The organism is Fusobacterium ulcerans ATCC 49185, assembly GCF_900683735.1.
In the GTDB taxonomy this organism is placed as follows: domain Bacteria; phylum Fusobacteriota; class Fusobacteriia; order Fusobacteriales; family Fusobacteriaceae; genus Fusobacterium_A; species Fusobacterium_A ulcerans_A.
In genome coordinates this window covers 1833820-1849197 of record NZ_LR215979.1, presented here as the reverse complement: position 1 = coordinate 1849197, position 15378 = coordinate 1833820, and the positions used below count along the sequence as shown (strand labels likewise).

Below are 15378 nucleotides of genomic sequence, written 5' to 3'. Positions count from 1 at the left end.
AAAAAAAGTCTGGTATCTTATAATAAGCTGAAATGTAGTCCTGAATAGGATTTTAAAAAAGGAGCTGATTGCATATGAGAAAGACATTCATACTAGATACCAATATACTTATTCATGATCCTTATTGTATTTATAATTTTAGAGGTAATGATGTTATTCTGCCTATCTATGTTATAGAAGAGATAGATAAGCTTAAAAGAAATCAGAATACAGCTATTCAAGCTAGACTAGCTTCAAGAGTTCTAGATGAAATTAGAAAAGAGGGAAGTCTTTTCAAAGGTGTAGAACTAAAAAATGATATATTTTTTAGAGTTGAAATAAAAAATGATATGAAACTTCTTCCAGAAGTTTTAAAAAAAGATGTTGTAGATAATTATATTATTTCAGTTACATTGGGAATAAAGAAAGAAAATCCAGATAAAAGAGTTATAATAGTAACAAAAGATATAAATATGAGAATAAAAGCTGATGCTTTAGGATTGGAAGTAGAAGATTACTCAACAGATAAAGTTGATTATACAGAGTTATATGATGGATTTTTTGAAGTAGAAGTTGACAGTAAAACTTTTGGACAATATGAAAAAAATGGCAAGATGGATTTTGCAGATTTAGGGAGAGAGGATATTGTTCCTACTCCAAACTGTTTCTTTAAATTAAATTGCAAGGGAAATATACTTACTGGAAGATATGAGAATGGAAAAATTAAAAAGTTTCTTCTTGGAGATAGTAGTGCATGGGGACTTAGAGCTAGAAATGATGAGCAAAGATTTGCTATGGATCTTTTAATGGATGAAAATATAAAGATAGTTACTCTTGTAGGAGGAGCTGGAACAGGAAAGACACTTCTAGCAATAGCAACAGGACTTGAATTAGTAGTTGAAAGAAAAAAATATAAAAAATTATTAATAGCAAGACCTATAATTCCTATGGGTAAAGATCTTGGATATTTACCAGGAAGTGAAAAAGAAAAATTAAAACCATGGATGCAGCCTATTTTTGATAACATAGATTTTTTAAGTGAAGCTAAAGATGATAAAACTGGAGAAAAAGTTGTAGAAGGCTTGGAAGCTATGGGGATATTGAAAATAGAGGCATTGACATATATCAGAGGAAGAAGTATACCAAGAGGACTTATCATAGTTGATGAGGCACAAAATCTTACTCCATTGGAAATAAAAACTATAGTTACAAGAGCAGGAGAAAATACTAAGATGATCTTTACTGGTGATCCTCAGCAGATAGATAATCCTTATCTTGACTCTAATACAAATGGTTTGACATATTTAGCTGACAGACTGAAAGGTGAAGAAATTGTAGGACATGTTACTTTGAAAAAAGGTGAAAGATCAAAACTTGCTGAAATAGCAGCAAAATTATTATAGAATAAATATAAAATATTAGGGCAGTCAATTTGACTGCCTTTTCCTTTATCTTAATTATTTAAGAATAAAAAGACACTTAAAAATCAATATTTTTTTAAGACAAATTTATAATTCTATTGTATAATTACTACATATATAAAAAAGTTTCAGGAGGAAAAAATGACTAGTGATTGCCGAGAGATACTGAGATTTTTAAATTGTAAGTATGAAATATTTGAAAACGAAGAAGACAGCAGTGTAATAATGGACAGATATAAAGAATTGAAAGAGATAGGAAGGAAAGAAAATTTCACTCCATTGGTAATAGTTCCAAATGACATATTAGCAGAGACTCTTAGTTTTGTATATGAAGATTATGATGTAGAAGAATCCCAAAAAGGTATAGAAGAATTTCGCGAAAAAGCTTTAGAAGAAGCTGAAAGTATAGATGTAGCTGAATTTTTGAAAGAACGTTTTGATGAATACAGTGATATGCATGATAAAGATGATGTAACTGGAAATTTTAAGTACAGTGAGCCATCTAATGAGTTTATAACATTTGCAGAAGCTAATGGAATTCCATTTCCAGAAGTTGTAATAGTAAAAATACCTGAAAGTGAACCTTGGAAAGCAGCAGTATGGCTTCCTATGGGTGGGTTTAATGACTGTCCAACACCAGCAGAACAGGCAGCAGTATTTAAATTTTGGTATGAAAAATATGGTGTTGTGCCAGGAGCAGTGACATATGATAATTGGGAACTGTATGTAGATGAACCTTTAAAAGAAAATGGGGAACTTGAAGAATTAGCAGAAGAGCAGTTTGCTTTTTGTTATGATATAGTTATGCAGGGATGTGGGGATATTCGCTCTCTTGCAAGCTGTTTAAGAAATTCTCATGTGTGGTATTTCTGGTGGGATTAAAATAAAAGTTTATACTTTAATATTTTAACTATCTGTGATATAATTTATTGTATTTAATATAAGAGAAGAAGTTTAGGAGGAGAGCTATGGAAACATTATTTACAATAATGCTTTTTATATTTGCGATAGCGCTTATAATATTAGTGCTTATACAGCCTGATAGGAGCCACGGAATGTCAGCAAGCATGGGAATGGGAGCTTCAAATACTGTGTTTGGAATATCAAAAGACGGTGGGCCTTTAGCTAAGGCAACTCAAGTAGTTGCGGTACTATTTATTGTCAGTGCACTTTTATTATACTTAGTAAAATAGAAGGAAGAGGCGTATTGTTATATCAATACGCTTTTTTTGTCAAAAAATAAAATGGTTGTGATGAGATGAATCTATTTGAAAGTAACTATGATAAAATAAAACCTTTGGCCCTAAGACTTAGACCTACCAGTTTAGATGACTTTATAGGTCAGGAAAAAATATTGGGAAAAGGTGGAGTTTTAAGAAAATTAATAGAGAAACAGAGCATATCAAATTCTATTTTTTTTGGACCTCCAGGATGTGGGAAAAGTTCATTGGGAGAGATAATTTCTAAAACTCTGGACAGTAACTTTGAAACTCTAAATGCAACAGTTGCCAGTCTTAATGATTTGCGTGAGATTGTAGAGAAAGCCAAGAAAAATCTTGAATTTTATGGAAAAAAAACTATCCTGTTTTTAGACGAGATACATAGATTCAACAAACTTCAGCAGGATGCACTTCTTTCTTATTGTGAGTCAGGAATACTGACTCTTATAGGAGCTACTACAGAGAATCCTTATTACAGTCTAAACAATGCCTTGTTATCAAGAGTAATGATATTTGAATTTAAGCCTTTGAGCAGAGAGAATATCAAACAGATACTTGAAAGAGGGGTTAAATATATAGGGCTGGAAGAAAAGATATCCAAAGAAATAATAGAGTGTATACTGGATATTTCACAAGGGGACAGCAGAATAGCAATAAATTACTTGGAGCTTTATCAGAATAGCTGTATGGACTTAGAAGATAATGAAGTATTAGAAATATTCAGACAAAGGCAATCTTCATATCATAAAGCAGAAGATAAATATAATCTCATTTCTGCTTTGATTAAGAGCATGAGAGGGAGTGATCCAGATGCAGCTCTTTACTGGTTAGGGCGTCTTTTACATGGAGGAGAAGATCCAAGATATATAGCAAGAAGAGTAATGATACATGCCAGTGAAGATATAGGAATGGCAAATCCTGAAGCCATGCTTGTAGCCAGCAGTGCAATGGCAGCGAGTGAGAAAATAGGTATGCCAGAAGTAAAGATAATACTTGCTCAGGCAGTAATATATCTTTCTATATCTACAAAGAGTAATTCATGCTACATGGGAATAAATAAAGCAATGGAAGATATTGAAAAAGGTGATATGGAAACAGTTCCTTTGACTATATGCCATAATGCAAAAGGATACAAATATCCTCATGACTATACAGGAAACTTTGTAAAACAGAATTATACTGCTAAAAAAAGAGAGTACTATATACCAGGGGATAATAAAAATGAGAAACTTATAAAAGAAAAAATGGAAAAACTATGGGGAAAATAATATAAGAGGTGAGAATAATGAAGCTTATTAAAGCTGTTAGAGGAACTAGAGATATCTATGGAGAAGAAGCAGTAAAATATACATATATATCTAAAATGGCTCAGGAAGTATTTGAAAGTTATGGGTATACATATATAAAAACTCCTATATTTGAAGAAACTGATCTATTCAAAAGAGGAATTGGAGAAGGAACTGATGTTGTAGAGAAAGAGATGTATACATTCAAAGACAGAGGAGAAAGAAGTATAACTCTAAGACCAGAAAATACTGCATCAGTAGTAAGATCATATCTTGAAAATGGTATCTATGGAAAAGAAGATGTAACAAGATATTATTATAATGGATCAATGTTCAGGTATGAGAGGCCACAAGCTGGAAGGCAGAGAGAATTCAATCAGATAGGAGTAGAAGTATTAGGAGAAAGTTCTCCTATATTAGATGCAGAAGTAATAGCAATGAGTTATACACTTCTCGAAAAATTAGGAATAAGCGATCTCGAAGTTCATATTAACTCAGTTGGAACAACAGCTTCTCGTACACAGTACAGAGAGAAACTGTTAAATTTCCTTAATCCTATTAAAGAGGAGCTATGTGAAGACTGCCAAATGAGAATGGAGAAAAATCCTCTAAGAGTTCTTGACTGTAAAATAGAAAAATGTAAAGAGCTTACAAAAGAAGCTCCTAGTATAATAGACTCTCTTACAGAAGAGGAGAGAGCTCATTATGAAGAAGTAAAAAAATATCTTGATATTTTTGGAATAAAATATGTTGAAGATTCAAAATTAGTAAGAGGGCTTGATTATTATTCAAGTACAGTTTATGAAATAGTTACTAACAAACTTGGAGCACAGGGAACTGTGTTAGGAGGAGGAAGATATGATAATCTTCTGAAACAGTTAGGAGATAAAGATATACCAGCAGTAGGGTTTGCCGCTGGAGTGGAGAGAATGATGATGTTACTGGAAGAATATCCTAGCAATAGTCCTGATGTATATGTAGCATGGCTTGGAGATGAAGTTAAAGATTTTGGTATTAAAATAACTAAGGTATTGAGAGATGCAGGAATAAAAACTTTTGTAGATTTTAATTCTAAAGGAATGAAATCACACATGAAAAAAGCTGATAAGCTGGGAGTAAAATATTGCATAATAGCTGGAGAAGATGAAATTAATAAAGGAACAGTTCTTTTAAAAGATTTTACTAATAGAACTCAGGAAGAATTATCATTTGAAAAAGCAATGGAAATAATTAAAGAATCTAGATAGAGGAAAAATTTTAAGGAGAGGATAGTTATGATTTATAAAACTCATAATTTAGGTGAATTGAGAAAAGAAAATATAGGACAGGAAGTTATTCTTTCTGGTTGGGTAGACACAAAGAGAGACCTTGGAGGATTGACTTTTGTGGATATGAGAGATAGAGAAGGAAAAACACAAGTTATCTTTGATATAGATGTAGCTCCAAAAGAAGTAGTTGAACAAGCTCAAAAACTTAAAAATGAATCAGTTATAAGAATAGTTGGAGAAGTAAAAGAAAGACAAAGTAAAAATCCAAATATGCCTACAGGGGATATAGAAATTTTTGCTAAGGAGCTTACAGTATTAAACAGCTGTGATGTTCTTCCTTTCCAAATTTCAGGAATAGATGATAATCTTAATGAAAATATCAGATTGAAATATAGGTACCTTGATATCAGAAGATCAAGGATGCTTCATAACCTTAAAATGAGACATAAAATGATTATGGCAATAAGAAACTATATGGATAAAGAAGGATTCTTAGATATAGACACTCCTTTGCTTACAAAATCTACTCCAGAAGGAGCTAGAGATTTCTTAGTTCCATGCAGAATAAGTCCAGGGGATTTTTATGCACTTCCTCAATCACCACAATTATTTAAACAATTATTAATGATTGGTGGAATAGAAAGATATTTCCAATTAGCTAAATGTTTCAGAGATGAAGATCTTAGAGCAGACAGACAATTTGAATTTGTACAATTGGATATTGAGATGTCTTTTGTGACTATGGATGATGTAATGAGAACTATTGAAGGGCTTGCTAAAGATGTATTTACTGCAATTACTGGGGAAGAGGTTAACTATACTTTCCAAAAAATGCCTTATGCAGAAGCAATGTCGAGATTTGGTTCTGATAAACCAGATATTAGATTTGGTGTAGAACTTAAAGATTTAACTGAAATAGTAAGAAATTCTGGATTCAAAGCTTTCCAAGAAACGGCAGCAAATGGTGGAATAATAAAAGCTGTAGTTGCACCTCAGGGAGCAGAGAGATTCTCTAGAAAAATAATTGGAGAATATGAAGAGCATGCTAAGAGATATTTTGGTGCTAAAGGAATGGCTTACATCAAAATAACTGAAGAAGGTATAAATTCTCCAATAGCTAAATTCCTTTCAGAAAATGAAATGAAAGCTATTGTAGAAACAACAGGAGCTGTAAAAGGAGATATCATCCTTATTATAGCTGACAAAGCAAAAATAGTATATGGAGCTTTAGGAGCTATCAGAACTAGAATAGGAAAAGAGTTTAATCTTATTAATCCTGATGAATTTAAGTTTCTATGGGTAGTAGATTTCCCTATGTTCCAATATGACGAAGAAGAACAAAGATATAAAGCTGAACATCACCCATTCACTTCAATAAAAGATGAAGATTTAAATGCTTTCTTAAATGGACAAACTGAAAATATCAGAACTAATACATATGATATGGTACTTAATGGGTTTGAAATAGGTGGAGGTTCTATCAGAATATTCAATCCAGAAATTCAATCTAAAGTATTTGACAGATTAGGGCTTACACCTGAAGAAGCTAAAACTAAGTTTGGATTCTTCTTAGATGCATTTAAATATGGAGCACCACCTCATGGAGGACTTGCATTTGGATTAGATAGATGGCTGATGGTAATGCTTAAAGAAAATTCAATAAGAGATGTTATTCCATTCCCTAAAACAAATAAAGGGCAATGTCTGATGACAGAAGCTCCTGGTGGGGTAGATGAAGGGCAGTTGGAAGAATTATACCTAAAGAGTACTTATGTAGAAGAAAAAAATCAATAATTATAGAAAAAACGAATTATTGGATAAAAAAGAACTTTAAAATGTTGAAAAAAAAATAAAATAATGATATAATTCCATTATAAGAATAAATGTTTCTGACCTACTCGCTATTTTCACGAGGTTTTGGGCCTAATGTCGTCATGGGGTTGGCGCTGTATATAGTAACTCAGCAAAGTCACGATCATCTTAAAGCTTAAGTTGTTTTACGGACTCTGTATGCTATATATATCTGACTGCCACTTTTGGTTTTGGCGACTAAAACCGTACTGAAGGCGGTAGGTTGGAGTTATTCTTTTGGGACTTTATGTCCCTTTTTTATTTGATTAATATTTTGAAGGCAAGTAAATAAAATGCGAGGTGGAATAGTGCTTATCATAGATAGAGAGATAGCAAAAATTTTTGAAAATACAATAAAAAAATTATATAGTGAAAAAGAAACAAAAAAAGTAGAAATATCAGTTGCTACAAATGAGAAATATGGAGATTTCCAAACAAATTTTGCAATGATGAATTCTAAAATAATCGGAAAAAAACCAAGAGATATAGCTCAAGAGGTTCTTGATAATCTTGAAGAAAATAATGTTATAGAAAAATTAGAAATAGCAGGACCCGGATTTATCAATATATTTTTAAAAAGTGAATATCTAGGAGAGCTTTTAAAAAAATCAAGAACAGAGGAATATGATTTTTCTTTCTTAAACAGAGATGGAGATGTAATAATAGATTTTTCTTCTCCCAATATAGCTAAGAGAATGCATATAGGGCATTTAAGATCAACAATAATAGGAGATTCTATTACAAGAATTTATAAATATTTAGGATACCATATGATAGCTGATAATCATATAGGTGACTGGGGAACACAGTTTGGGAAACTTATCATTGGATACAGAAGATGGCTGAATAAAGAAGCTTACAAGGAAAATCCTATTGAAGAGTTAGAAAGAGTTTATGTAGAGTTTTCTAAGCTGGCTGAAACTGATCCAGAGCTTGAAGAGGAAGCAAGACTTGAACTAAAAAAACTTCAAGATGGAGATGCAGAAAATTTTGCTCTATGGAAAGAATTTATAAAAGTATCATTAGATGAGTATGATAAACTTTATAAAAGATTAGATGTTCATTTTGATACATACTATGGAGAATCTTTCTATCATCCTATGATGCAGGGGGTAGTGGAAGAACTTGTAGAAAAAGGATTAGCAGTAGAAGATGATGGGGCAAAGGTTGTATTTTTCCCAGAAGAAGAAAATCTTTTTCCATGTATAGTACAGAAAAAAGATGGAGCCTTCCTTTATTCAACATCTGATATAGCCACTATTAAATTTAAAAGAGATACTTATAAAATAAATAAACTTATATATCTTACAGATGAAAGACAGCAGGACCATTTTAAGCAATTCTTCAGAATTACAGATATGCTTGGATGGAATGTGGAAAAACATCACATTTGGTTTGGTATAATGAGATTTGCTGATGGAGTATTTTCAACTAGAAAAGGAAATGTAATAAGACTTGAACAACTTCTGGATGAAGGAAAAAAGAGAGCTTATGACATAGTACAAGAGAAAAATCCTAATCTATCAGAGGAAGAAAAAGATCAAATTGCAGAAATAGTTGGAGTAGGAGCAATAAAATATGCTGATCTTTCTCAGAACAGACAAAGTCCTATTATATTTGAATGGGATAAAATATTGACTTTTGAAGGAAATACAGCTCCTTATCTTCAATATTCTTATGCAAGAATCCAATCTATATTAAGAAGGGCTGAAAGCGAAGGGAAAATTATAAATTATGATAAAGAGATAAAAATAGAAGATAAACTGGAAAGAGCATTAGCAGATCATATAGCAGCATTCCCAATGGCTGTATTGAAAGCTTCTGAAACATTTAAGCCTAATATAATTGCAGATTACCTATTTGAACTTTCTAAGAAATTTAATAGTTTCTATAACAGCTGTCCAATCTTAAACCAAGAAGATGATATTTTATATTCAAGGGCACTTATAGCTAAGATAACAGGAGAAACTATTAAAGATGGGTTATCTTTGCTTGGAATAAAAACTTTAGACAGAATGTAGAGAGAATTCTATAAACTTGATTTACTTTTCTATTTTTAAAATAGAAGGTGTTTTGAAAAAAAAAGAAATGGCTTAGAATTAAAATCTAAGTCATTTTTTTGTACTGATAAAAGAAAAAAAGGTTAAAAATGTAAAGAATGTTGTTTTTGTGATATAATAAGAATAGAAGAGAATTGTTGTACAGAAAAAATTAAATTCTAAGGATTAAAAAATATCAAATAAAAAGTATGGTGAAGGTATGGGGAAAAATAAAATTGTAATAGTAACTGGATTAAGCGGAGCAGGAAAAACAACAGCATTAAATACTATGGAAGATATGGGATATTATGTTGTTGATAATCTTCCCTGTGAAGTAGGAAGTTTTTTTATTAATACTTCTATTGAAAAATTAGGATTAGGGATAGATATACGTTCGTTTAAAAAGGCAGATGAGCTTTTTCATCTCTTAGATGAAATGAAAAAAGCAGATATTGATTATTCCCTTATTTTTATTGAAGCTTCTGAAGAAATCATACTTAATAGATATAACCTAACTAGAAGAAAACACCCATTAGAAGCTGATACACTTTTAGAAAGTATTCAAAAAGAAAGAGAGATAATGTTTTCTATAAGAGAGGCAGCAACTGGGATAATAGATACAAGTTATATAAAACCTAAAGAGCTGTCAGAGAGAGTTAAAGAAATATTGATGGTAGATGGAGAAACAAAAGATATAAATATCCATGTACAGTCATTTGGATTTAAATATGGGATTCCTATTGATCTTGATCTTCTTTTTGATGTGAGATTTCTTCCTAACCCATACTATGTAGAAGAATTAAAAGAGAAAACAGGGGAAGATGAAGCAGTGTCTTCTTATGTAATGGGATATAATGTATCACAGGAATTTGCTTCAAGACTTTTAGATTTGATGGAATTTCTGATCCCTAATTATATAAAAGAAGGAAAGAAGCACTTGACTATAGGTATAGGATGCAGTGGAGGTAAACATCGTTCAGTAACTTTAGCTTCTTTATTATACAAAGAACTTTCTAAAAAAGATAAACTGAATGTATATATCAGCCATAGAGAGAAAGAGAGAGGAAATTGGTAGAAAGTAAAATAGATATTAAAAAGATAGATATACCTGAAAATCCAGGAGTATATCTAATGAAAAAAAATGGTAAAATAATTTATGTAGGAAAAGCTAAAAATTTAAAAAATAGAGTGTCTTCATATTTCAATAGAGAGCATGAAAGTGAAAAAACTAGAGAATTAGTAAAAAATATAGAAGATATAGAATTTATCATATGTAATAGTGAAATAGATGCCTTTGTCCTTGAAAATAACCTTATAAAAAAGTATAGCCCTAAATATAATATAGCTTTAAAAGATGAAAAGACATATCCATATATAAGAATCAGCAGAGAAACATTTCCAAATATTAAGATGATCAGGACTACAAGGGCGCTTGATACTAAGACTGGAATGTATTTTGGTCCATATCCTCAAGGGGGATGGAATCTGAAAAAAAATATTATAAAAATATTTAAAATCAGAGACTGCAACAGAGATATGAATAAAGTATATACAAGACCATGTCTTAAATACTTTATGAAGATGTGTCCTGGACCATGTACTTACAAAAATATAAAAGAAGAATATGATGAACTTGTCAATGGGGCTAAGCAGCTTTTAAAAGGACAGGGAAGAAGTGTAATAGAAGAATTAAAAAATAAAATGGAAAAGGCTTCTGAAGACATGAAGTTTGAAGAAGCAATAATGTATAGAGAGCAGATAAAAGAAATAGAAAATACTGTAAATAATCAAGTAACTGAATATGGAAAAGAATTGGATGAGGATATATTCAACATAAAAGAAGAAAATAACAGAGTATTTCTTTGTGTCTTAAATGTGAGAGATGGTAAAATTTTGGGAAAAATCTCGACAAATATAGATTTAAAAGATAAAATATATGAAAACATACTTGAAGTAGTTGTAATGGCATTTTATAATAAACATCCGATACCTCAAAATATAGTGTTTTCAAGTGAATATGAAAATGAAAGCAGGAGAATACTTGAAGCTTTAGAAAAGGTTAAAAATAAAAAAATAGAATTCTTTTTTCCAAAAATTAAAAGCAGAAGAAAAGAACTTTTGGAAATGGGAGAACTTAATCTGACAAGAGATATAGAAAACTATTACAGAAAGAAATCTGTTGTAGAAGAAGGGCTTTACAAGCTGTATACCACTTTAGAATTAAAAAGATATCCTAGAAAAATTGAGTGTTTTGATATATCTAACATCCAAGGAAAAGATGCAGTTGCTTCAATGAGTGTATCAGTAGAAGGTAAAGCTTCAAAACAGGACTACAGAAAATTTAAAATTACTTGTAAAGATACACCAGATGACTTTGCAATGATGAGAGAAGTAATAACAAGACGTTATGGAAAACTTCCAGAAAATGAATTTCCAGATATAATACTTATAGATGGAGGTTTAGGACAGATAAATGCTGCTGGAGAAGTTTTTAGAGAATTGGGTAAGGATGGTATATCAGATCTTCTCAGCTTAGCTAAAAGAGATGAAGAAGTATATAAATATGGAGAAAATATACCATATGTTTTTTCAAAGGATCAAGAAGCATTGAAAATATTTCAAAGAGTAAGAGATGAGGCACATAGGTTTGGTATAACATATCATAGAAAGCTTAGAAGCAAAAGAGTTCTCTCTTCTGAATTAGACGAAGTAGAAGGTATAGGAGAAAAGAGAAAAGCTATTCTTTTAAAAGAATTTGGATCAGTATCAAAAATAGTAAAAGAAGATGTAGAAACGCTTTCAAGGTTTGTACCTAGAAATGTTGCTGAGAATATTTTGGAAAAATTAAGAAAAAAGTAAACTGGAGGAAATGATGAAGAGAAATGCTTTTGCAGTATTTTTACTAGCTATGTTGCTGTTAGCTGGATGTCAAAAACTTGTTGCAAGGAGAGATGAAAGTCAAGTTGTAGAATTTGCAAACAAAATGCCAAAAGGAGAATATACGCTTAAAATATACAGACTTGATTATCCAGAAACACCTTCAGACAGAGATGCTTTTTATGAAAAATTCAGCATTCTTATGTCAAAGATGGTAGCTCATAACAAAGACATAAATCTGATAATACCTTTTGAGTTGTACCAAGATATAAAAAATATAGGAAAAAGAGATGTTAGAGAGGCAGAAAAAATTTATTATAAACCTGCTTCTGAACTGACAGAGGATGAAAAAGAATTTATATCTTCAAAAATAAATGTAGATTATCCAGAAAATGCAGGGATTTTTCAGGAATACCTAAATAAACAGGTATATTACTGGCTAAGTTACTTAAAGAGAGAAAATGATTACAATCCTGCCAACTATTATACAGAACTTGATAAGATGAAAATGGTAGAAGAAATATATGAAAATAGAAAAATGATATCAAAAACTTTTGAGCCAATAGAAAATGATTTTATCATAGAGGTTAATAGCTCTAATATAGAGGAAGCTGGAAAAACTGGACTTCCGCTATATACAGACAACACTTTTGAAAAAGAGGAGAGTATTTTATCTCCAGTAATTATTTTGAAAAAAGCTATTTGGGAAACGCTTATATCTGATAAAATAGTTCTGACTGAGGGAATGATTACTGAAAATATAAAAGATTATGAATTTGGAGTACGTATCATAAATATTGCTGATCCAACATCACTTGTGGAGAATCTGGAGAGTGAAGAAAAAGGGTTAAAAATAAAAGATTTGAAAAATTTTAAAGTAATAAAACCTAAAGAAGTAATTTTAAAAAAAGCAAGTGTTAAGGAAAATGAAAGAGGAAGAGATATTTTAAAGATTGAAAATGGGAACACTCAATGGAGGATCAATTAATGTTATATATATTTTTTCTGATTCTGTTGTTAATACTATTTTTTTATGTTTTAAAAAGACAGGAGAAGGAACATTTTGGAGATATAATCAGGATACTTACAAGCCTGAGAGCTAAGAAAGATATAGAGGACATTCCAGATATACTAAAAGATGAATATACAGAAACATTGAACAAAATAATTAAACAGGAATTAGAATTGGAAAATTCCATAGAGGAATTAAGAGAATACAGAAAAGAGCTGGAAGTTACATATGATGCACTTGTTACAAAATCAACTCAGTTGGAATATAGTAATCACATACTGGAGAGAAGGGTTGAAAACTTGTCTAATTTGAATTCTCTTTCCAGAGCAGTGCTTTCTATACTCGAAGTAGATAAAATTATTAATATAATTCTTGATGCATATTTTGTACTTACAGGAGCAAAGAGAATATCCCTTTATCTTTGGGAAAATGGTAAATTGAAAAATAAAAGAATAAAGGGAGCAATAAAATTTAAAGGGGAAATTTCGTACCCAGAAGAGATATTGAAAGAATATACAAGAAATGATTTTAAGAAAATATATGAAGAGCTGTCAGTAGGATTTGCAGTACAAAAGGACGAAGTAGTTGTTATTTCACCTCTGGTAGTAAAGGGTAAAGAACTCGGAGTTATTTATGTCATTGAAGATAAAAATAAGCTTATTGATTTAGATGAAGAAACTATATCGGCTCTTGTGATACAAGTTTCCATAGCAATAAATAATGCTCAGATATATTCTGATCTTATTGTTAAAGAAAGAATGTCAAATGAGTTGGAAGTTGCAGCAAGAATTCAAAAGAAAATACTTCCAGAAGATATTGATGAAGTTTTTGGACTGGAGATTGCAAATTACTTTGAACCTGCAAAAGAGATAGGTGGAGATTATTATGACTACACTATTCTTGATAACGATACTTTCTCTATAACAATAGCAGATGTAAGTGGTAAAGGGGTTCCAGCAGCATTTCTTATGGCCTTAGGAAGATCAGTATTAAAAACTTTAACAATAACAGGTGACACAGGGCCAGATGAAAATCTGAATGAGTTGAACAGAATAATATATCCAGATATAACAGAAGATATGTTTATTACAATGATGCACAGTAAATATAATAAAAATACAAAAACTCTGCATTACTCAAATGCAGGACATAATCCTTTAGTAATATACAGAGCAGAAACTGATACTGTGGAACTTCATACAGTAAAAGGGGTTGCAATTGGATTTTTGAAGGAATATAAATATAAACAAGGTGAAATTAAATTAAGTAAGGGAGATATAGTAATCTTCTATACAGATGGAATAAATGAAGCAGAAAATAAAAATAAAGATATGTTTGGTATAAATAAACTTAAAGAAGTAGTTTATCAAAATAAATTAAAAAGACCTGAAGAGATAAAAACAGCTATTCTTGAAGAATTAAATAAATTCAGAGGAGACTACGAACAGGTTGATGATTTGACATTTGTTATACTTAAAAATAATTTTTAAGAAAGGTGATAAAATTGGCAGAAAGAGTTAGCATAGGAGGGCAGGCAGTCATTGAAGGTGTAATGATGAGAAGTCCTGAATGGCTGGCAACAGCAGTAAGAAAACCCTCAGGAGAAATAGTATATAAGAAAATAAAAGTAGGTGGAAAAAGAAATAAACTTGCAAAAATACCTTTTGTGAGAGGGGCAGTGACTTTATTTGATGCTTTGGTATTAGGTATAAAAGAACTTACATTCTCTGCAAATCAGTCAGAAGAAGAAGAGGAAAAACAACTATCACAAAAAGAAGCAGTAATGACAACAGTGGTATCGTTGGGGCTAGGAATAGGGTTATTTGTAGTATTCCCATCTCTTATCAGCAGTTTTGTTTTTGCAGATAATAGAATATATTCTAATTTACTAGAAGCAGTATTAAGACTTGCATTTTTTGTTTTTTATATATGGGTAATATCATTTTCAAAAGATGTAAAAAGAGTGTATGAATATCATGGAGCAGAGCATAAATCTATTTATGCTTATGAAAATAAAATGGAACTTACACCAGAAAATGCAAAAGGATTTACAACACTTCACCCAAGATGTGGGACAAGTTTTCTATTGATAGTAATGCTTATATCAATTATTGTATTTTCATGTATGGATTTTATACTGCCAGTTCCAGCAAATGGAATAGAAAGAATAATAATAAAAGTAGTATTAAGAGTAATATTAATGCCCCTTATAGCTGGAATATCTTATGAAATACAGAGATATAGCAGTAATCATTTAGATAAAATATGGGTGAGAGCTTTAGCATTCCCAGGGTTATCTCTACAAAGAATTACCACAAAAGAACCTGATTTATCGCAATTAGAAGTTGCTATTGTAGCAATAAAGGCTGCTTTGGGTGAAGAAGTAGAAAATGCTACTGAAGTTGAAGGATAAGACAAAGAAAAA

At 30.9% G+C, this 15378-nt stretch carries 12 protein-coding genes; all 12 read left to right on the top strand.

Features of this window, described 5'->3' with window-relative positions; genetic code table 11:
- Nucleotides 1–74: 74 nt before the first annotated feature.
- The 12 genes from E0E45_RS08315 (at nt 75) to E0E45_RS08260 (ending at nt 15366) form a co-directional block, all read left to right on the top strand.
- Nucleotides 75–1382, top strand: coding sequence for a PhoH family protein (locus tag E0E45_RS08315; RefSeq protein WP_130890746.1), 1308 nt, complete (start codon nt 75–77; stop codon nt 1380–1382).
- 159 nt (nt 1383–1541) lie between these two features.
- Nucleotides 1542–2282 (top strand): DUF4253 domain-containing protein, encoded by a 741-nt coding sequence (locus tag E0E45_RS08310; protein ID WP_130890745.1) that lies wholly within the window; start codon nt 1542–1544, stop codon nt 2280–2282.
- A gap of 86 nt (nt 2283–2368) precedes the next feature.
- A complete protein-coding gene (gene secG, locus E0E45_RS08305) occupies nt 2369–2593 on the top strand; it encodes a preprotein translocase subunit SecG (protein ID WP_005976631.1) in 225 nt (74 codons plus the stop codon).
- A 65-nt stretch (nt 2594–2658) separates the two neighbouring features.
- Entirely contained in the window at nt 2659–3888 is a 1230-nt protein-coding gene (locus tag E0E45_RS08300; RefSeq protein ID WP_130890744.1) for a replication-associated recombination protein A, read from the top strand.
- Nucleotides 3889–3905: 17 nt separating this feature from the next.
- Nucleotides 3906–5153, top strand: coding sequence for a histidine--tRNA ligase (hisS, locus tag E0E45_RS08295; protein ID WP_130890743.1), 1248 nt, complete (start codon nt 3906–3908; stop codon nt 5151–5153).
- Between the two features lie 27 nt (nt 5154–5180).
- The gene (aspS, locus tag E0E45_RS08290) at nt 5181–6968 is read left to right on the top strand and encodes an aspartate--tRNA ligase (RefSeq protein ID WP_130890742.1); all 1788 of its coding nucleotides are present in this window, start codon (nt 5181–5183) and stop codon (nt 6966–6968) included.
- 365 nt (nt 6969–7333) lie between these two features.
- The gene (argS, locus tag E0E45_RS08285; protein ID WP_130890741.1) at nt 7334–9046 is read left to right on the top strand and encodes an arginine--tRNA ligase; all 1713 of its coding nucleotides are present in this window, start codon (nt 7334–7336) and stop codon (nt 9044–9046) included.
- Nucleotides 9047–9284: 238 nt separating this feature from the next.
- A complete protein-coding gene (gene rapZ / locus E0E45_RS08280) occupies nt 9285–10139 on the top strand; it encodes an RNase adapter RapZ (RefSeq protein ID WP_130890740.1) in 855 nt (284 codons plus the stop codon).
- A gap of 8 nt (nt 10140–10147) precedes the next feature.
- Nucleotides 10148–11923: an excinuclease ABC subunit UvrC gene (gene uvrC / locus E0E45_RS08275; protein WP_232044160.1), complete on the top strand. Its 1776-nt coding sequence runs from the start codon at nt 10148–10150 to the stop codon at nt 11921–11923.
- 13 nt (nt 11924–11936) lie between these two features.
- Nucleotides 11937–12929: a hypothetical protein gene (locus E0E45_RS08270; RefSeq protein WP_130890738.1), complete on the top strand. Its 993-nt coding sequence runs from the start codon at nt 11937–11939 to the stop codon at nt 12927–12929.
- Complete coding sequence (locus E0E45_RS08265) at nt 12929–14443, top strand: PP2C family protein-serine/threonine phosphatase (RefSeq protein ID WP_130890737.1); 1515 nt, start codon at nt 12929–12931, stop codon at nt 14441–14443. The genes E0E45_RS08270 and E0E45_RS08265 overlap by 1 nt, the downstream gene beginning before the upstream one ends.
- A 62-nt stretch (nt 14444–14505) precedes the next feature.
- On the top strand, nt 14506–15366 hold the full coding sequence (locus E0E45_RS08260) for a DUF1385 domain-containing protein (protein WP_172604228.1): 861 nt from the start codon (nt 14506–14508) through the stop codon (nt 15364–15366).
- Nucleotides 15367–15378: the final 12 nt, after the last annotated feature.